General features: G+C 62.1%; 16 protein-coding genes and 1 pseudogene. 6 read left to right on the top strand and 11 right to left on the bottom strand.

Translation table 11 applies throughout. The features are described from left to right. The first annotated feature begins 65 nt into the window (after positions 1 to 65). Entirely contained in the window at positions 66 to 623 is a 558-nt protein-coding gene (locus ACFX5Q_RS18815) for a sugar O-acetyltransferase (protein ID WP_404280473.1), read from the top strand. Between the two features lie 20 nt (positions 624 to 643). Here the strand turns inward: ACFX5Q_RS18815 and ACFX5Q_RS18810 are convergent, their stop codons facing one another. After that, complete coding sequence (locus ACFX5Q_RS18810) at positions 644 to 1630, bottom strand: helix-turn-helix domain-containing protein (RefSeq protein ID WP_404280472.1); 987 nt, start codon at positions 1628 to 1630, stop codon at positions 644 to 646. A gap of 126 nt (positions 1631 to 1756) precedes the next feature. On the opposite strand from ACFX5Q_RS18810, the gene ACFX5Q_RS18805 reads away from it, so the two are divergent. Then, a complete protein-coding gene (locus tag ACFX5Q_RS18805; protein ID WP_404280471.1) occupies positions 1757 to 2404 on the top strand; it encodes a cysteine hydrolase family protein in 648 nt (215 codons plus the stop codon). Positions 2405 to 2475: 71 nt separating this feature from the next. On the opposite strand, the gene ACFX5Q_RS18800 is transcribed toward ACFX5Q_RS18805, so the two are convergent. The 10 genes and pseudogenes from ACFX5Q_RS18800 to ACFX5Q_RS18755 all read right to left on the bottom strand — a co-directional run bounded on the left by ACFX5Q_RS18800 (position 2476) and on the right by ACFX5Q_RS18755 (position 13359). Beyond that, the gene (locus tag ACFX5Q_RS18800) at positions 2476 to 4155 is read right to left on the bottom strand and encodes a formate--tetrahydrofolate ligase (protein ID WP_404280470.1); all 1680 of its coding nucleotides are present in this window, start codon (positions 4153 to 4155) and stop codon (positions 2476 to 2478) included. 432 nt (positions 4156 to 4587) lie between these two features. After that, the gene (locus ACFX5Q_RS18795; protein ID WP_404280469.1) at positions 4588 to 5709 is read right to left on the bottom strand and encodes a DUF2333 family protein; all 1122 of its coding nucleotides are present in this window, start codon (positions 5707 to 5709) and stop codon (positions 4588 to 4590) included. A 16-nt stretch (positions 5710 to 5725) separates the two neighbouring features. Continuing rightward, positions 5726 to 7024: a DUF6638 family protein gene (locus tag ACFX5Q_RS18790; protein ID WP_404280467.1), complete on the bottom strand. Its 1299-nt coding sequence runs from the start codon at positions 7022 to 7024 to the stop codon at positions 5726 to 5728. Positions 7025 to 7091: 67 nt separating this feature from the next. Beyond that, positions 7092 to 7503: pseudogene (locus ACFX5Q_RS18785) on the bottom strand (endonuclease domain-containing protein). A 69-nt stretch (positions 7504 to 7572) separates the two neighbouring features. Next, positions 7573 to 9483 (bottom strand): AAA family ATPase, encoded by a 1911-nt coding sequence (locus ACFX5Q_RS18780; RefSeq protein ID WP_404280466.1) that lies wholly within the window; start codon positions 9481 to 9483, stop codon positions 7573 to 7575. Between the two features lie 25 nt (positions 9484 to 9508). Beyond that, entirely contained in the window at positions 9509 to 10654 is a 1146-nt protein-coding gene (locus tag ACFX5Q_RS18775; RefSeq protein WP_404280465.1) for a hypothetical protein, read from the bottom strand. A 35-nt stretch (positions 10655 to 10689) separates the two neighbouring features. After that, complete coding sequence (locus tag ACFX5Q_RS18770) at positions 10690 to 11778, bottom strand: hypothetical protein (RefSeq protein ID WP_404280464.1); 1089 nt, start codon at positions 11776 to 11778, stop codon at positions 10690 to 10692. A 325-nt stretch (positions 11779 to 12103) separates the two neighbouring features. Beyond that, a complete protein-coding gene (locus ACFX5Q_RS18765) occupies positions 12104 to 12493 on the bottom strand; it encodes a c-type cytochrome (RefSeq protein ID WP_404280462.1) in 390 nt (129 codons plus the stop codon). 130 nt (positions 12494 to 12623) lie between these two features. Continuing rightward, the gene (locus tag ACFX5Q_RS18760) at positions 12624 to 13235 is read right to left on the bottom strand and encodes a thymidine kinase (RefSeq protein ID WP_404280460.1); all 612 of its coding nucleotides are present in this window, start codon (positions 13233 to 13235) and stop codon (positions 12624 to 12626) included. Further along, a complete protein-coding gene (locus ACFX5Q_RS18755) occupies positions 13216 to 13359 on the bottom strand; it encodes a hypothetical protein (RefSeq protein WP_404280459.1) in 144 nt (47 codons plus the stop codon). Before ACFX5Q_RS18755 ends, ACFX5Q_RS18760 begins: the two co-directional genes overlap by 20 nt. A 112-nt stretch (positions 13360 to 13471) precedes the next feature. On the opposite strand from ACFX5Q_RS18755, the gene ACFX5Q_RS18750 reads away from it, so the two are divergent. The 4 genes from ACFX5Q_RS18750 to ACFX5Q_RS18735 all read left to right on the top strand — a co-directional run bounded on the left by ACFX5Q_RS18750 (position 13472) and on the right by ACFX5Q_RS18735 (position 17740). Then, a complete protein-coding gene (locus ACFX5Q_RS18750; RefSeq protein ID WP_404280457.1) occupies positions 13472 to 14407 on the top strand; it encodes a choline ABC transporter substrate-binding protein in 936 nt (311 codons plus the stop codon). Between the two features lie 119 nt (positions 14408 to 14526). Beyond that, the gene (gene choW / locus ACFX5Q_RS18745; RefSeq protein ID WP_404280455.1) at positions 14527 to 15381 is read left to right on the top strand and encodes a choline ABC transporter permease subunit; all 855 of its coding nucleotides are present in this window, start codon (positions 14527 to 14529) and stop codon (positions 15379 to 15381) included. Next, positions 15378 to 16559 carry a choline ABC transporter ATP-binding protein gene (gene choV, locus ACFX5Q_RS18740; protein ID WP_404280453.1) on the top strand — a complete coding sequence of 394 codons (1182 nt, stop codon included), beginning with the start codon at positions 15378 to 15380 and terminating at the stop codon, positions 16557 to 16559. Before choW ends, choV begins: the two co-directional genes overlap by 4 nt. 143 nt (positions 16560 to 16702) lie before the next feature. Next, positions 16703 to 17740, top strand: coding sequence for an MBL fold metallo-hydrolase (locus ACFX5Q_RS18735; protein ID WP_404280451.1), 1038 nt, complete (start codon positions 16703 to 16705; stop codon positions 17738 to 17740). The last annotated feature ends 18 nt before the right edge of the window (positions 17741 to 17758 follow it).

Raw genomic sequence — 17758 nt, 5'->3', positions numbered from 1 at the left:
CGTATTGGGGCCGACTGTACTTTAGTAAAACATCGAAACACGACGCAGAGACAGGAGACACCGCCTTGGCACAAAATGAACGCACGAAAATGGCGGCGGGCGAATGGTATACGTGCCTCGATGACGAACTGGAGGCGTTGCGCGTCATCGCCCGCGACGCCTTGTTCGAGCACAATTCGCTCCCGCCGGGGCAACGTGGAAACCTCGGGCCAAGCCTGATGGCGCTGCTTGGAAGCACGGGCGAGGGCGCCCGGATCGAGGCTCCGTTCCATTGTGCCTACGGCTTCAATGTCTTTCTGGGCGACGGTGCATTCCTCAACGCCGGCTGCACCATCCTCGATACAGCGCTCGTGCGCATCGGCAAGCGAACGCTGCTTGGCCCTAATGTGCAGATCTACTGCGCCGAGCACCACAAGGAGGCGACGGGGCGACAGGCAGGACTGGAGATCGCGAAGCCGGTCACCATCGGCAATGACGCCTGGATCGGCGGCAGCGCGATCATCCTCGGCGGCGTCAGCATCGGCGACGGCGCCATTGTCGGTGCTGGTTCGGTGGTGACGCGCGATGTGCCGGCCAATACGACCGTGGTCGGCAATCCGGCGCGGCCGATCAGGCAGCGCTGAGGGTTTCTGGCGACTGCCGCTCAGAGCGCCGCGGCGTGGGGCCCGCTCCGAGCACACTTTGAAAATTCGCACCTGTACTGCATCGGTGAGGTTCTCAGCCGCGCCGCGAAATGCTGGCGGAGCGAGGTGGCGCTGCCGAAACCGGCCTCGAAGGCCACCATATCCATCGATTTGTCGGTCGCCTCCAGCAGCCTTTGCGCCAGCGCTACACGCTGGTCGGCCAGCCAGTCGCCAAAGCTGGTGCCGATCGATTTCTGAAAGCGGCGCGTGAACGTCCGGCGGGTGAGGCCGGCGGCCTTGGCGACGCTGTCGAGGCTGTGCATTTCGCCGAGCGTTTTGCGCACCTGGTCGAGAGCCTGCGCGAAGCGGTCGGCAGTCGGCGTTTTCGCGACCGGACGTTCGATAAACTGCGCCTGTCCGCCTTGCCGATGCGGTGACAGGACGATGTGGCGGGCGAGCCGCAGCGCCAATTCCGCGCCATAGCGGGCGCGTACGATGTGGAGGCAACAATCCAGCCCCGCGGCGACGCCGGCCGATGTCACGATGTCGCCGTCGTCGACATAGAGCACATCCGCGTTGAGGATGATGTCGGGATGAAGCGCCTGCAACTGGTCCGTATAGGCCCAGTGCGTCGTCGCCCGCCGTCCCGCAAGCAGGCCGGCGGCGGCGATGGCGAAGGTGCCGAGGCAGAGCCCGACGATCAGCGCTCCGCGGCGATGGGCGCGGGTGAGCGCGTCCGTCAGCACGGCGGGAAGCGGCGCTTCGAGATTCTTCCAGCTTGGAACGATGACGATATCGGCCTCGTCGAGTGCGGAGAGCCCGTGTGGCACGGCAATCGTCAACCCGGCCTCGGTATGGATTGCGCCCTGTTCCAACGCGCAGACGCGGAAGTCGAAGCGCGGCAGGCCAAGCCTGGTGCGGTCGGCGCCGAACACCAGGCACGGCACGGAGAGGTGGAATGGACTGATGCCGTCGAAAGCGATGGCGGCGATGATCGGGTCTGCCATGGGACACCTTTGGTTGGAAAGCAATTTGTCCCGATTATTTCGAATGATGTCAACCGGGACACTTTTGGAGGATCGACGGCACGCCTATCCTCGCCCAATCACATCCAAGCCCGAAAGGAAAACACCATGTCTGCAGCAGCCAACAGCAAGGCGCCGCGCCGCGCGCTCGTCGTCGTCGATGTCCAGAACGACTATGACGGCGGCAACCTCGCCATCCAGCATCCGCCGTTCCGCGACAGCGTCGTCAACGTGGCGCGCGCCATGGACGCGGCCGCCGAGGCCGGCGTCAAGGTCGTGGTCGTCAAGCAAATGGCGCCGGAGACATCGCCGATCTTCGCCAAGGGCAGCCATGGTGGCGAACTGCATCCGGAGATCGCCAGACGAAGCCGCGACCATTATGTCGAAAAGACCTTGCCCTCCGCCTTCACCGGCACGGACCTCGCGGAATGGCTGCGCGCCAACGCGATCGATACGATCGCAGTTGTCGGCTACATGACGCACAATTGCGATCTCTCGACCATCATCCACGCCGTGCATATGGGTTTTGCCGTCGAGTTCCTCTCCGACGCCACCGGCTCGGTGCCCTATGCCAACAGCGCCGGCTATGCCTCGGCCGAGGACATCCATCGCGTGGTGAGCATCGTCCTGCAATCGCGCTTCGCCGCAGTGCTCAAGACCGCCGAGTGGATCGACTGCCTGAAGACCGGCGCCTTGCCGGAGCGTGATACCGTCTACGCCTCCAACCAGCGGGCGCTGGCGCGCAACGCCGCTTAAGTCAGCACGATCCGCAAACAAAAAGGGGCGCCGCATTGGCTGCGGCGCCCCTTGCTGCTTGTGGTCCACCCTTAGAACAGGCCTTCGATCTGGCCGGTCTCGTTGAGGAAGATCTTCTCCGAGGACGGTGCCTTCGGCAGGCCGGGCATGGTCATGACCTCGCCGCAGATGATGACGACGAAGCCGGCGCCGGCCGACAGCCTGACTTCGCGCACCGGCACGGTGTGGCCGGTCGGCGCGCCGCGCAGGTTCGGGTCGGTCGAGAAGGAATACTGGGTCTTGGCCATGCAGACCGGCAGATTGCCGTAGCCGGCCTGTTCCCAAGCGTGCAGCTGGTCGCGGATCGACTTGTCGGCGATCGCCTCGTCGCCGCGATAGATGCGCTTGACGATGGTGTTGATTTTCTCGAACAGCGGCATCTCGTCGGGATAGAGCGGCGAGAACTGCGAGGCGCCGGACTCGGCGATCTCGACCACCTTCTTCGCCAGATCCTCGATGCCGGCAGAACCCTGGGCCCAGTGCTTGCACAGGATCGCCTGGGCGCCGAGCGAGGCGACGAAATCCTTCATCGCCTGGATTTCGGTGTCGGTGTCGGTGGTGAAATGATTGATCGCCACAACCGCGGGCACGCCGAACTGCTTCACGTTCTCGATGTGGCGGCCGAGGTTGAGGCAGCCCTTCTTGACCGCCTCGATGTTCTCCTTGCCGAGGTCTTCCTTCTTGACGCCGCCATTCATCTTCATGGCGCGCACGGTGGCGACGATGACGGCAGCCGCCGGCTTGAGGCCGGCCTTGCGGCACTTGATGTCGAAGAACTTTTCAGCACCGAGATCGGCGCCGAAACCGGCTTCGGTGACGACATAGTCGGCGAGCTTCAGCGCCGTGGTGGTGGCAACGACCGAGTTGCAGCCATGGGCGATGTTGGCGAAGGGGCCGCCATGCACGAAGGCCGGGTTGTTCTCCAGCGTCTGCACGAGGTTGGGCTGCATGGCGTCCTTCAGGAGAACGGCCATGGCGCCGTCGGCCTTGAGGTCGCGGGCATAGACCGGCGACTTGTCGCGGCGGTAGGCGACGATGATGTCGCCGAGGCGCTTTTCGAGGTCCTTGAGGTCGGTGGCGAGGCACAGGATCGCCATGACTTCCGAGGCGACGGTGATGTCGAAGCCACCCTGGCGCGGAAAACCGTTGGCGACGCCGCCGAGCGAGCAAATGATCTCCCGCAGCGCCCGGTCGTTCATGTCCATCACCCGGCGCCAGACGACGCGGCGGGTGTCGATGCCGAGCTCGTTGCCCCAGTAGATGTGGTTGTCGATCAGCGCCGAAAGCAGATTGTGCGCGGTGGTGATGGCGTGGAAATCACCGGTGAAGTGGAGGTTCATGTCCTCCATCGGCACGACCTGCGCGTAGCCGCCGCCGGCGGCACCGCCCTTGACGCCGAAATTCGGGCCAAGCGAGGCTTCGCGGATGCAGACGATGGCCTTCTTGCCGATGCGGTTGAGGCCGTCGCCGAGGCCGACCGTCGTCGTTGTCTTGCCTTCGCCGGCCGGCGTCGGGTTGATGGCGGTGACCAGGATCAGCTTGCCGTCCTTGTTGCCCTTCACCGACTTGATGAACTCGGCGGAGATCTTCGCCTTGTCGTGGCCGTAAGGCAAAAGATGCTCGGTCGGGATGCCGATCTTTTGGCCGATCTCCTGGATCTGCTTCTTCTTGGCGGCGCGCGCGATCTCGATGTCGGACTTCACTTCGGCCATGACGGCTTTCCTCTGGACTGGACGATGGAGGGGACGGGTTTGATCAGTTTGGTCGCAAGCAAGTTCGAAGCGGCCCGGCACTGCAGGCGCGGGCATGTTCTACCCTTGTCGCTGCCTTGGCGTCAACTTTCATGCAACTATGTTTCCCATGGAGAAAAATTCTTGTCGACCTGTCTCGGGTCTTCGCGCCCGGTTGTGGCGCCGTATAAAAGCCAGAGCGGGCGCCGACGCGCCGTCTCAAAACAGCCGCACAATGCACGGAATGCGACAGGGGCGACGACGCAAATCAACAAGTGCCGCCCATGCCGGCAAAACCGCTACTGCGTCAGCACGTTGCTGATCTCGACCATGTTGGAACGCACTCTCTGCACATAAAAACCCATCGTCGTCAGATGCGGCCATCGTCGCGGCGGTGCCGGTGCGGTTTCAAGCTCAGCGGTCGAGAACCGATCGGACCTCAACGAGATTGGAGCGGACCCGCAGCATGTAGAATCCCATGGTGGTCAAGTGGGATGGCATGATCCAACCGTCCTCCCGACCATTTGAGATGATGAGGGGCCGAATTTTCAGCGCCGCCTGAAACTGTTGGTCGAGTTGGTCCCAGAGCGGACCCAGCCCGCGAGTGTCGATAACGGCCTTGAAATCAGTGCGCGTGGCTTTCAGGATTCCGTAATAACCGTAGAGCTGTCCATAGGCGAACCAGAATCGGTCGTCCGCGCGCGTATCGAACCAGCCATTGTTGTTTGTCTGCGACTGTCTGCTGAGGATATCCGATGTCGAACCGATATCACTGGCTATACGGTCGACGAACTTCGCCAGATTGTCCGCGCGGGCGTTGAACACCACCTCGCATTTCAACAGGCGGTCGTTGAAGGTGCGAAGCGACGTAATGCCTGTGCGGTAGAAGCTGGGGCTTGGCGTCTTGGGGCCGAATGGCCTAAGGCCGAAATACCACGTTTCCTCGTCGAATTCGACCGCGCCTCTTGCATCCTGCAGGTTTTGATCGATCTGGCTGGTGCCGCGTACTCGGCCGATCGTGTCAACCAATTCGACCGCGGTGCGTCGAACAGCCTGATGTACGCCGCGCTGGAAAGCTGCCTTGTTGTCCAGGAACGGTGTGTGATCCCAGTCCACGCCGAAGAGCCCTAACTTGTACAGGATCATCGACGAGATCCAGGCGTTTTGATTGACATTGAAATCGATCAAATCCGCCGCAACCGTCACGATGCCAGACCTGGTACATGTCTTGACCTGGCCTTCCGCGCCTTCGTCGGTGACTTGCTCGCCGGATCCGGCCGGCGGCGCGAATGTATAAGCATCCGCATAGGCAGGATTGAAGTTCTTCCAATATTGCGTGTTCCAGAAGAAATAGCCGTACAGTCCGACCAAGATCACGAGCGCTGTACCGAGCACGGCCTTCAGGATCCAGCCGCGCTGCGTGTACCAGCTGCCAGCCCACAGGAACGGCCACAGGATGACGCCGATGGCGAGGCCGATGCCGCGGCCGATCCACTGGAAAATCCGGGTGAAGAAATTCACGATCGGATCAAGCATGGCGATGACACCCCCATCAGTCAGTTAGGCCGTAGAGGCGTGTGCGAAACGCCACCTTGTCCTTCAAATATGTGGTTTTCAGAACGTCCACAACATGCGATCGCCAGGCGTCGCTGTAGCCGTCGAAGTCCCTGTAGAAGCCGGGCTTGTTGAAGACGTAGCGCGAAACGAAGTCTTGCGGCACGAAATCCGAGATCAGCTGGTTGGTCAGCCAGGCATCGGGATGGTCGGGCTTGGCGCGGATCACCAGGAAGCGCTGTTGCGGGAACACGTCCTCGGTCTTGAGATGGCCAAGCTGGGCGACCTCGCGTTTGGCGGCGTTGAGGAACGGAAAATTGCCGTCCCTGGTGATCAAATCGGCATGGCCGTGGATCCAGGTCTGCAGCCAGACCTTGTCGACGTCGGTCAGGTTGCGGTCGGGTTCGGTGTCGCGGATCAGCGCGCGCACCACCATCTCGGCGCGGTGCTCGAGATAGCCGGAGGCCTCGATCCATGAAGCGCGCGGCAATTCGATACGGCCGGTCGCGGCGAGGAACCTGAACACCTTGTCGGCGTCGTTGATCGACAGATAGCTCACCTGCCACGGCCGCGAACGGCGGAACCCGGGCGCCGCCGGGTCGCCGATGACAGTCGTCATATCCGGATCGACGAACACGTAGAGGCCGCCGAAATGGCTGGTCCAAAAAGCGTTGTGGCGGAAGATCACCTGGTCGGGCACCAGCGCGTTCTCGCGTATGTCGCCGCAGATCTTGGCGAGCTCCACCATGCGTTGCAGCATGGCGCTGTCGCGCCAGGCATCGGGTTCCTGCTTCAGCCGGTCGACAAGCTTGCCGAGTTCGGCCGCCTTGCCCAGCACGTCTTCGGCCGACAGCACCTTGAACTCGACCTGGTTGATCGACAGCAGATCCTCGATGTCGTTGACCGTGGGGACTGAATCCTCGATCTCGCCGTAGATGACGTCCTTGATGGTCAGCGCATCGATGGCGCGCTGGTTCTTCGACATGAACTCGAACATCAGCTGCGAGGTGTTGGAGAAGGCAGTGTGGACCACCGGCAGGTCGATCTGCGAAGGCGTCAGGATGATGAAGCGGCGGTTGACCTCGTTGGGATCGAGATAGTCGTAATCGCCGCATTCGTCGGCGACCTCAGGCGAAAAGCCGGTGCGGTCGATCTGGAAGCTCTTCAGCTTGGTGGCTTCGAGCCCGAAGGCGACCATCGCCTTGTTGTAGCGCTGGATCAGATGCGGCTCGTCAACCGTCAGCAGCCGTCCGTAAATCAGCTCGTTGTCGCGCAGCAGATCGGGCTTCTTGCTCATTTTTCCTTCTCCCCGTTCACGGGGAGAAGGTGCCCGAAGGGCGGATGAGGGGCGGCGCAAACGCTCATCATCTTTTCTCCGGGGTTGCCGAAGGCAGAAACTTTGCGTCGACAGCTATCATTTTCTCATCCAGTCGGCCGTCCAGGATCGCCACAATTGTATCCAATACGCTCTTGCGGCTTGCCAAGACGTCGGCGTGCCACACTCTCAGCACCGACCAGCCATTGCTGTTCATGGTTTCGTCCCTGAATCGATCCTGGGAACGATCTGCATGCTGACTCCCATCAACTTCCACAACCAGATTGGCTTCACGGCAGGCGAAATCCGCGAAATAGGGGCCCCATCGGTAGTTGACGAAGGAACTTGTAACCATTCAATCGTCGTCCGCGCAGTTCGCTCCACAGTTTTTCCTCGGCATCATTCTCGACTTTCCGGAGCTGACGGGCCCTCGCTACCTTCGGCTCGTTTCCACCTCGCACAGCGCTGCCCCTCATCCGCCCTTCGGGCACCTTCTCCCCGTAAACGGGGAGAAGGGAGAAGCGCCAAGTTCACGCATTCCAATTTCCCTTGGCCTTCATCTCCTCGATTTCGCGCACGGCGCGGTCGCGCAGCCTGGTGTCGCGGATCATCTTGGTCACTGCGGCGTCATCGGACTTGTCGGAATAACGGAACTCCGAGTCGGCATAGCGGTTGATTTCCTGCATGACCATATCCATCGAGAACGGTCCGCGCAGTTCCTCGATCATCGCCTTCTTCTCATCGTAGCCCTTGTGCATGAAGGCTTCCGGCTTTTCGAACCACTCGTCCGGAAGCTCGATGTCCATGGCGCGCATCTTGATGGCGTCGGTGACGTTCTTGATGGCGCGGCCGGTGAAGCGTGGTTCGGCGTCCTTGATCATGTGCAGATAGGTGCCGATGTCGGCCATCGATTTCGGTGCGCCGCTTTCCTTCATGTAGCGCTCGTAGACCTTCATCAGCCCGTCTTCCTGCGGCTTTTCATGCTCCTCATAGGCTTCCGTCACCGCACGCTGGATTTCCTGGGCGGCATAGAGCTTGTGGTCGCCAAGCGGGATCTTGTGGTTTTTTCCGGCGAGCAGGACAAAGATGTCGATATAGTCGTCGCGGCTCTGCGGCCCGTCGACCAGCCAGCGGGCGCCGGCGCGCTGGCGCAGCGCGTCATCGACATTTTCGGGATAGTTGGAGAACATGCCGAACGAGCAGTTGCCGCGCACCACGGTGCCGGCGCCGGCAAAGGCGTCCATCAGGACACCGGTGATCTCCTGCTGGCCGGCCGAGGCGCGGTCGTCGGAACGGCGCGCCGCCACCTGGTCGATGTCGTCGACGGTGCCGAAGCCGATGACGCGCGGATTGAGCACATTGTTGATGAACTGCCGGCAGTTCTGGCCGGATTTGCCCTGGTAGGACGAGATCTGGTCGACGCCGAAATTCTCATAGGCGAAGGGATAGCCGGCGACCTGGCAGTAATTGTTGACGAGGCCGGCGATCATCTGGATCAGCGTCGTCTTGCCGGTGCCCGGCGCGCCGTCGCCGATGAAGGTGAACAGGAAGCCGCCGAGTTCGACGAAGGGGTTCAACTCGCGCTCGAAATCATAGGCCATCAGCATCTTGGCGAGCTTGACCGACTGGTATTTGGCGATGTGGTTGCCGACGACCTCTTCCGGTTTCTTGAAGGTCATCACCAGCGGCTTGGAGCGCTTGCCGGGCGCGACATCGAAGCCGTCGAGGGTGAAGTCGTCGACGTCGATGCGGATATGCGCATTCTCGAACGGCCCGATGCCGTCGAAGCGGCCCTTTCGCGCCAGCAGTCCATCGATCGCGACACGGGCAAAGGCGCGCGCCCGGGTCATCAGATCGGCATCGTCCTTCGAGCCGGCGATTGCCTTGTCGAGGCCGGCGACGATCGACTTCACCGCATCCTGCTGGGTGTCGAACAGGAAATCCGGTTCCGCGGTATCGTTCGGCGCCTCGCCGTCACTGTCGATCAGCTGGAACAGATAGGAGGCGAGGCTGAAGGCGGAGATATAGGCCGAGGCCGAGAGAAGCTTCTTGAAGGTGGCGGCTTCGTCGCCTTCAAGGGGCGCGCGGGCGTTCTTGGCCTGCAGGCTTTCGAGGTCCGAGCCTTCGGCAAAGACATCCGATATGGCCAGCGCGATCGCCAGCCCGCGCCGGACGCGAAACAAAAGCGTGTGCTGCTGGATGGTCATCAACTGGTCGTCGGGATGGATGGCAGCGACGGTTTTCGACAGCTCGACCGCGCGGGTGCGGCGCACCGAGCCGACCGAGACGGTCGAGACGAATCGGCGGTTGGTGCCGGCAAGCGCTGTGCCGGATTCGCGCGAGGGATCCTCCAGCACGACGATACGGGTGATGAAGCTCTGCGCGGTGGCGCGATGCTTTTCGATTGCGGCTTCCGAAATCGTGGTCAGGCCGGTGTCCATGAAGGATGCTCCGCAGTTTTGACGGTCAGACGTCGCTGATGACCTGTCCCTTCGACAGGATGTGGACCTTGTAGCCGGAAAAGATCTTCTTCGCCTCGCCGGCGGCGTAGAGCGCCTGATAGGCCTCGTGCGGGATCAGCGCATGGTTCTCGTAGCTCGACACGCCCTGGCGTGCGGCCTCCAGGTCGTCGGTGTTGATGAAGAATTCCTGCGTCGTCTTCTCGCTCGAAAACAGCCCCTTGCGGCCTGGCTTTTCGGCTTTCGAATAGACCTCCTGGATGGTCCAGGTAAGCAGCCAGGCGTTCTCGGGCTTGCGCACCTTGGCCAGCACTTCCGTCACCGTCGTGTTGTTGTCGGTGATCCCCGCCGAATAGAACGGGCCGAGCACGACGCGGCGCAGCTGCTTGGGATGCAGCGGCTCGAAATCCTTGTCGAGGTTCACGGCAATGGTCGCCGGCGACAGCGTGTAGGCCGAATTCTTCTCGGTGAAATCGTCGAAGCGATGGGCGAGTTCGGGATTGAGCAGGCCGTCCACCGGCAGCGGAATGTCGACCCTTTCGTTCAGCTTGCCGCTGCTGTCGACGAGCTGCCGGATCATGTCCTCGGAAGAGTCCTCCACGGTCACCATGTAGATCAGCGGCAGGTTCGCGCTGCCGTCGAAACTGGCCCAGTGAACCAGATAATAGGGCCGCAGCGTCTTCGGGTTGACGGAGACTTTTGCCGTCTGCGCCAGCGTGAACGGGCCGAAGGTCGACCCGCTCTTGACGTCCTCCAGATAGAGCCGCTCGGCCATCGACTTCTGTAGCGCTTGCGGGAATTCCTTGTGGCGCAGGATGAAGTCGGCCATCTCCTCGCGCAGCTCGCCGGCCAGCGGGATGCCGGCAAGGCGCGTATCGGCCTGGCGGCGGTCGTTCTCCAGTTCCAGCAGGTTCTGGAACACCGGATAGCCGCTGTCGGCGCGCGAGATGCGGAACGTGTCCATGAAGCCGAGACGGTTGCGCCAGCAGGAAAACGATTTGTCCAGCCGGGCAATGTATTCGGCGACGATCTTGGCGACGATGCCGTGCCGGTAGAGCGGCGAGCGGTCGTCGCGCATGAACACTTCCAGCCCGCTCAGCGCCGCCGTGATGGCGGAGAAATAGCGCGCCGCCGCCTCGTTCTCGGGGGTCATGCCGTCAACCTTGTGGAGTAGTGCGCGTGTGGCAATTACGACTGCACGTAATTGGCCGAATTGTGCTTCTTCATCACCTCGTCGAAGCGGCGGGCAAAGGCATCGTCGGCGAGCTTCTTGCGGCGCTGGATGTCGGCGGTCGCCACCATGTTCTTCTCGTGCATTTCGAGGAGATCGCCGATGTGTTTCTGCGAGGCGGCGCCGATGCCGGCCATGGTCTCTTCGGCGGTGTTGTCGACCTGGCTGCCCAGCGTGTTGATCTTGTGGGCGACGTCCTGTTGGGCAGCGGTCTTCAGCGAGTCTTCCAGCGCCTTGTAGAGCACGATGCGCTGCTCGGTATCGATGGTCAGCTTGTTGATCAGCGTCGACTGAGCGGCGATCTGGTTGTTGAGCGAATCGACGAAGGTCTGGAACATCGAGGTGTAGCGCTCCAGCGTCTGGCTTTCGGCCAGCAATTCCTGCTCCTTGGCCTGCTTCTCATTGTATTCGGTGGCCAGCTTCGAGCGCTCGCCCTCGAGCTGCGTGCGCTCCTTCTGGCTGGTCGAAGCGGCAATCTTGTTCTCGATGTCGAGCAGCAACGGATTGACCTCTTCGATGCGTTTCTGCACCGCCTCGAGGTTCGACATGGTGGTCTTGCGGCGCTCGATAACCTGCGACAGGCTGGTCTCGGAGGTCTTGTAACGCTGGTCGAGAACCTCCTTCTGCGCCTTGAGAATACCGACGATGGTGTCGGACTTGGCCAGCAACTCCTGCAGATTACCGGCCAGCGACATGTTGCGGACGCGGTCGGTGCGCATGCGCTGTTTGCTCTGGGCCGAGAACATGCCGACGAAGCTTTCCCAGCCGGTGTAGTTCTTCATGCTCTCGAATTCGGCGCCAAAGACGTTGGTGGCGTCCTCCAGCCCGATGATCAGATCGGCGATGTTGCCTTCCATCACCTTCTGCTGCTTGAGCACATCCTCGATGCGGGCGTTCTCGATTTCGAAATTGGCGTCGCCGATTTTCTTGTCGGCCTGGGCCAGTGTGTCGAGCACGGTGCCGGACTGCTCGATCTTGGAGCGCATGTCCTGCACGACCTGCTTGGTCTTGGCAATTTCGGCATCGAAATTCTGCAACGTCGCCATAGGGGCCTCCCGCATCGGCATCGGTTTCGTGTCGGCGCGAATATATGTGGAGCATCCGGGGATTGAAAGACGCAAGACAAGAGGAGCTGCGAAAACAAAAGGTTTCGCTCCTCCCTTGAAAGATAAACGAACCATTCTCATGGGTTGACTACCCGATCGGTCGGGCGCGGTTCACCTGCCGCTGGACTTTTGGACCGAAGCAGCGGCAAAAAACACTCGATTCCCAACGGGACGGCTGCCTCAAATATTCGGCAAATGATCGCAGCAGGCTCGACGACAGTTGCGGGCCTGCTGCTCCAACGCGATCTTGCCCGCCGGCCCGGGCTCAGGGCTTCGGGTCGGCCTTCAGATAGGCGATGACATTGGCGATGTCGGCGTCGTTGCTCAGGCCGGCAAAGGCCATCTTGTTGCCGGGGACCTTCAGCTTGGGCGCGTGCAGATACACGGCAAGGCTAGCCTCGTCCCAGACCAGGCCGGCGGCGCCGGCATCCTTCATGGCCTGCGAATAATGGCCAAGGAAGCTTTCGGCCGTACCGGCCGTTCGGCCGACGACGCCCAGCAGATGCGGGCCGACCTTGTCGCGCTCGGTTGCCGCCTCGTGACAGGCGATGCATCGGTTGAAGACCTTCTTGCCGAGTGTCGCGTCGCCGTCGGCATGCGCGGCAAGATCGCCGGCGAGGAAAAGGACAGCGGCGGACGAAACGGCTCGAAGCATTGGCTGACCCCGGAGAGTTCTGGCTGACGGGTCTATAGGACCGAGGCCTTAACAAAAAACAAGCACATCGTGGCGGATTGGTTGCTCGATCCGGCCGCCGCAGAGCCGGCGGCAGAGGCCGCCGCGCCGGTCAGGCCTTGGTGAAGCCGATGAAATCGTCGGGCGCCGCCCTGCCCATTTCCTCTTCCCAGTGGCGGCGGCAGAGCGAGACATAGACGTCCTTGCCGATCGCCACCTGCTCGCCCTGCCTCGCCACCTTGCCGTCCGGGCCGAGGCGCACGACCATCGTCGCCTTGCGGCCGCAGCGGCAGATGGTTCGCACTTCGCGCAGATCGTCGGCAATCGCCAGCAGCGCGCGCGAGCCGGAGAACAGCTTGCCCTGGAAATCGGTGCGCAGGCCGTAGCACATGACCGGGATGTTCAGCCGGTCGGCGATGCGGGCGAGTTGCCAGACCTGCTCTTCCTCGAGGAACTGCGCCTCGTCGACGAAGACGCAATGCACGGTCGTATGGTCGTGATGCTCGGCAACGCGGGCGTAGAGGTCGTCGCCATCACGAAACATCTCGGCCTCCGTTTCCAGGCCGATGCGCGACGAGATCAGCCCGGTGTCGCCCTTGCGATAGTGGCCGGCGACGAACAGCATCGTCGCCATGCTGCGCTCGCGATAATTGTAGGACGCCTGCAGGAGCATCGTCGTCTTGCCGGCATTCATCGTCGCATAGTTAAAATACAGCTTCGCCATCCTGCTCTTTTAAGCCGACTTGTCTCGGCGCGGGGAGGGGGCGGTGGCTCATTCCCCTGAAAAAGCCGCCCGCCATCAGAAAAGCGGCATGGGTGTCGCTGATCGGCCAGTCGGCGCCGTTCATCGTGATTGCCTTAGTGCTTGAAACCGCACCAGAATGGTGTTTGGCTGACGAAACAAGGCGGAGATGAACCGTTACTTCGCTTCGCCAAAAGAATCGCAATGGGAGAATATCTATGTCGCGTATGAATTCCTACGTCGCCGGCCTCGGTCTGGCGGCTTTCCTGTCCACGAGCGCCGCCTTTGCCGGAGATCCGGAAAGCTGCAAGGCGGTGCGTCTTTCCGATGTCGGCTGGACCGACATCCAGGCGACGACCGGTGTCGCCTCGGTGCTACTCACCGCGCTCGGCTACGAGCCGCAGGTGATCCAGCTGTCGGTTCCGGTCACCATGGCCTCGCTGAAGAACAAGGATCTCGACGTCTTCCTCGGCAACTGGATGCCGTCGATGACCAACGACATCAAGGACTACACCGCCGACGGCTCGGTCGAGACCATCAGTGAGAACCTCAGCGGTGCTGGCTACGGCATCGTTGTGCCGACCTATGTCGCGGACGCCGGCGTCAAGACGCTGACCGACCTCGGCAAGTTCAAGGACAAGTTCGACGGCAAGATCTACGGCATCGAGGCCGGCAATGACGGCAACCGCATCATCCTCGACATGATCAAGAACCCGAAGGACAACCTCGAAGGCTTCGAATTGGTCGAGTCGTCGGAAGCCGGCATGCTCACCCAGGCCGAGCAGTCGATGAAGAACAACGAATGGATCGCCTTCCTCGGCTGGACGCCGCATCCGGTGATGGGCGCCATGAAGATCACCTATCTCGACGGAATGGGCGATAGCGGCTTCGGCGCTGCCACTGTGCATACCAATGTGCGCAAGGGCTACACCACCGAGTGCCCGAATGTAGGCAAGTTCATCGCCAATTTGAAGTTCAACCTCGACATGGAAGGCGAGATGATGGACGCGATCCTCAAGGGCGGCGACGCCAACACGGTCGCGACCGACTGGCTGAAGAAGCATCCGGACGCGATTGCGCCCTGGATCGCCGGCGTGACCACCTTCGACGGCGGTGATGCCGCCGCGGCGGTCAAGACCGCACTCGGAGGCTGAGCCGACTTTGAATCCGGCATGACCGGAACAGGGCAGCCATCGTGGAAAAGGCTGCCCTTTTTCATATCCTGTGACAAGATGACCGTCCGGCAAGGATGGCGCAGCCATAGAGGGGCAAGATGGATCCGATTTCGAAATTCCTGGTCGCCTACAAGATCCCCATAGGTCCGTGGGGGAAGGCCTTCTTCGGCTTTCTTACAGACAATTTCGATACCGTCTTCAGGGCTTTTTCCAACAGCCTCAATTTCCTGCTCGACGGGGTAGTCGACGGACTTCTGCTGTTGCCGCCCGTCCTGCTCATCGCGCTGATTGCGGTGCTCGCCTATTTCCTGCAGCGCTCCAGGGGTCTGGCCGTCGCCGTCTTCCTCGGGCTGCTGTTCATCCTGAACCAGAACCTCTGGAAACAGACCGTGGAGACGCTGGTGCTGGTGGTTGCCGCCGCCGCCGCCTCGATGACCATAGGCGTGCCGCTCGGCATCTGGGCCGCGCACAAGCCGAAAGTCTACCGCATCATGCTGCCCGTACTGGATCTGATGCAGACGCTGCCGACTTTCGTCTACCTGATCCCGGTGCTGACCCTGTTCGGCCTTGGCAACGCGCCCGGCCTCATCGTCACCATCATCTTCGTCATCCCGACTTCGGTTCGTCTTACCCATCTCGGTGTCACTTCGGTACCGAAGTCGATCGTCGAGGCCGGCGAGGCGTTCGGCGCCACCAAAAGACAACTCCTATGGAAGGTCGAGCTGCCCTCGGCTCTGCCCACCATCATGGCCGGCCTGACACAGTCGATCATGCTGTCGCTGTCGATGGTGGTGTTCGCGGCCCTCATCGGCGCCGGCGGCCTCGGCACCGAGATCAACCGGGCGCTCGGCTCGCGCAGGATCGACTTGGGGCTTGAAGCCGGTCTGGCAATCGTCGTGCTTGCCATCGTGCTCGACCGAATGACCCGTATTGGCGTTGGAGGCAAGAAATGACCGTCGCCGTTGATTTCAAGAACGTCGATATCGTCTTCGGCGCCGACCAGGCCGGTTCGCTGGCGCTCATCGACAGCGGCGCCACCCGCGCCGAAATCCTTGAAAAGACCGGCAATGTGCTGGGTTGCGCCGGCGCCAGCCTGACCGTGCATGAGGGCGAGATTTCGGTCCTCATGGGTCTGTCCGGTTCAGGCAAGTCGACGTTGCTCAGGGCCGTCAACCGGCTGAACGTCGTTTCGCGCGGCCAGGTTCTGGTCAAGGACGGTGACGGCACGGTCGACGTCGTTACCTGCGATGAGGTGACGTTGAGAAGGCTGCGGCAGAAGCAGGTGGCGATGGTGTTCCAGCAGTTCGGCCTGCTGCCGTGGCGCACGGTGGAGGAGAACGTCGGCCTCGGCCTTGAGCTAGCCGGCATGCCCGACGCCGAGCGCAAGGAACGTGTGCATCGCCAGCTCAAGCTGGTCAATCTCGACCAGTGGTCGAAGAAATACGCCCACGAGCTTTCCGGCGGCATGCAGCAGCGCGTCGGTCTGGCGCGCGCCTTTGCCACCGAGGCGCCGATCCTGTTGATGGACGAGCCGTTTTCGGCGCTCGATCCGCTGATCCGGACCAAACTGCAGGACGAGTTGCTGCAGCTCCAGGCCGAGCTGAAGAAGACCATCATCTTCGTCAGCCACGATCTCGAGGAGGCGCTCAAGATCGGCACTCACATTACCATCATGGAGGGCGGGCGCATCGTGCAGACCGGCGCGCCGGAAGACATCGTGCTGCGTCCGGCCAACGACTATGTCCGCGACTTCATCGCCAATGTTAACCCGCTCTCGGTGCTGACCGCCTGGAACGTGATGCGCGACCGCCGCGACCTCGAAGAGAGCACCGAAGGCTGGGTCTGGCTCGACCGGCGCAAGACGACGCGATTCAAGATCGACGAGCACGGGCTGGTGGCGGCGGCCGAGCGCGACGGCAAGCCGGCGGTGTGGGTGTCCTGCACCGACATCGAAGCCCAGCCGGAGGAGACGGCGCAAGTGTTCTGGGCCACGCCTGGCACCTCGCTGAAGACGGTGATGCTGGCCATGCACCGTTCGCAGACCGCACCCGTGGCGTTGTTCGACGACCAGTCGCGTTTTGTCGGCGCCATCGGTGTCAGGGACGTGCTGAGCGCCGTGCTGCGGCGGTAGGCGCCTGCGGTTCAATAAGTGGCCGAAGTTGCGGCCGCGAGGCAAGGGCCGCACCTTGGTACGGCTGGCAGGTGCCGGAACCGCGCCCTAGTGTTACACTATTCGCGCGGCCGGTTGTGCCGCGGACGGGTAGGGTGCAAGGGATGATCTTCCGACAGCTCTTCGATTCCGTTTCGGGCACCTATTCCTACCTGCTCGCCAGCCGCAAGGGCGGCGAGGCGCTGATCATCGATCCGGTGCTGGAGAAGGTCGACCGCTATCTCCAGCTCGTGAGCGAACTCGACCTCAGGCTGGTCAAGGCGGTGGACACGCATCTGCATGCCGACCACATCACCGGCCTCGGCGCGCTGCGCGACAGGACGTATTGCGTGACCGTGATGGGCGAGCAGACCAAGGCCGATGTGGTTTCGATGCGGCTTGCCGACGGCGACAAGCTCGCCATAGAGGGGCTGGCGCTCGACGTGATCTACACGCCTGGCCACACCGACGATTCCTACAGCTTCATCCTGCCGGACCGGGTGTTCACCGGCGATACGCTGCTCATTCGCGGCACCGGCCGCACCGACTTTCAGAATGGCGATCCGCGCCAGCAATATGAATCGATCTTCGGCCGCCTGCTCAAGCTGCCCGACGAAACGCTGATCTATCCGGCGCATGACTACAAGGGCGAGACCGTCTCGACCATCGGCGAGGAAAAGGCGTTCAACCCGCGCCTGCAGGTGAAGTCGATGGATGAGTATGTAGAGATCATGAACAATCTGAAGCTCTCCAATCCGAAGATGATGGACGTCGCCGTGCCGGCCAACATGAAGGTCGGACTGCATCAGGACGATATTGCCGGGCGGGGCTGGTCGGTCACCGCCGAGGTCGCGCTGGCGCTGGTCGGCAGGCCCGACGTCGCGCTGATCGATCTGCGCGAGAATGCGGAGCGCGAACGGCATGGTGTCATCCCCGGCGCCATCCATCTGCCCTATCCCCGGCTGCAGGAAAACATCGCCGCCGGCGGCATGCTGCACGAACTCGCCAGGTCGACCGGCAAACGGCTTTTGTTTTACTGCGCCTTCGGCGAACGCTCGGCGATGGCGGTTCAGGCCGCTCAGGACGCCGGGATCGCCAGCGCCCGCCACATCCACGGCGGCATCGCCGCCTGGAAGAAGGCGGACGGACCGCTCGTCCATTAGCGAAGCTGACCGTTCATC

It is taken from the genome of Mesorhizobium sp. IMUNJ 23033 (genome assembly GCF_044778005.1).
GTDB lineage: Bacteria > Pseudomonadota > Alphaproteobacteria > Rhizobiales > Rhizobiaceae > Mesorhizobium > Mesorhizobium amorphae_A.
The sequence above is the reverse complement of the archived record's forward strand: the minus strand, read 5'-3'. Positions and strand labels throughout refer to the sequence as shown.

Bases quoted from the DNA above. Each gene is read 5' to 3' on its own strand.
- ACFX5Q_RS18735 (WP_404280451.1), top strand. From the start codon at position 16,703: ATGATCTTCCGACAGCTCTTCGATTCCGTTTCGGGCACCTATTCCTAC.
- choV (WP_404280453.1), top strand. From the start codon at position 15,378: ATGACCGTCGCCGTTGATTTCAAGAACGTCGATATCGTCTTCGGCGCC.
- ACFX5Q_RS18795 (WP_404280469.1), bottom strand. From the start codon at position 5,709: ATGCTTGATCCGATCGTGAATTTCTTCACCCGGATTTTCCAGTGGATC.
- ACFX5Q_RS18770 (WP_404280464.1), bottom strand. From the start codon at position 11,778: ATGGCGACGTTGCAGAATTTCGATGCCGAAATTGCCAAGACCAAGCAG.
- ACFX5Q_RS18775 (WP_404280465.1), bottom strand. From the start codon at position 10,654: ATGACCCCCGAGAACGAGGCGGCGGCGCGCTATTTCTCCGCCATCACG.
- choW (WP_404280455.1), top strand. From the start codon at position 14,527: ATGGATCCGATTTCGAAATTCCTGGTCGCCTACAAGATCCCCATAGGT.
- ACFX5Q_RS18750 (WP_404280457.1), top strand. From the start codon at position 13,472: ATGTCGCGTATGAATTCCTACGTCGCCGGCCTCGGTCTGGCGGCTTTC.
- ACFX5Q_RS18755 (WP_404280459.1), bottom strand. From the start codon at position 13,359: ATGAACGGCGCCGACTGGCCGATCAGCGACACCCATGCCGCTTTTCTG.
- ACFX5Q_RS18760 (WP_404280460.1), bottom strand. From the start codon at position 13,235: ATGGCGAAGCTGTATTTTAACTATGCGACGATGAATGCCGGCAAGACG.
- ACFX5Q_RS18780 (WP_404280466.1), bottom strand. From the start codon at position 9,483: ATGGACACCGGCCTGACCACGATTTCGGAAGCCGCAATCGAAAAGCAT.
- ACFX5Q_RS18810 (WP_404280472.1), bottom strand. From the start codon at position 1,630: ATGGCAGACCCGATCATCGCCGCCATCGCTTTCGACGGCATCAGTCCA.
- ACFX5Q_RS18765 (WP_404280462.1), bottom strand. From the start codon at position 12,493: ATGCTTCGAGCCGTTTCGTCCGCCGCTGTCCTTTTCCTCGCCGGCGAT.
- ACFX5Q_RS18790 (WP_404280467.1), bottom strand. From the start codon at position 7,024: ATGAGCAAGAAGCCCGATCTGCTGCGCGACAACGAGCTGATTTACGGA.
- ACFX5Q_RS18800 (WP_404280470.1), bottom strand. From the start codon at position 4,155: ATGGCCGAAGTGAAGTCCGACATCGAGATCGCGCGCGCCGCCAAGAAG.
- ACFX5Q_RS18805 (WP_404280471.1), top strand. From the start codon at position 1,757: ATGTCTGCAGCAGCCAACAGCAAGGCGCCGCGCCGCGCGCTCGTCGTC.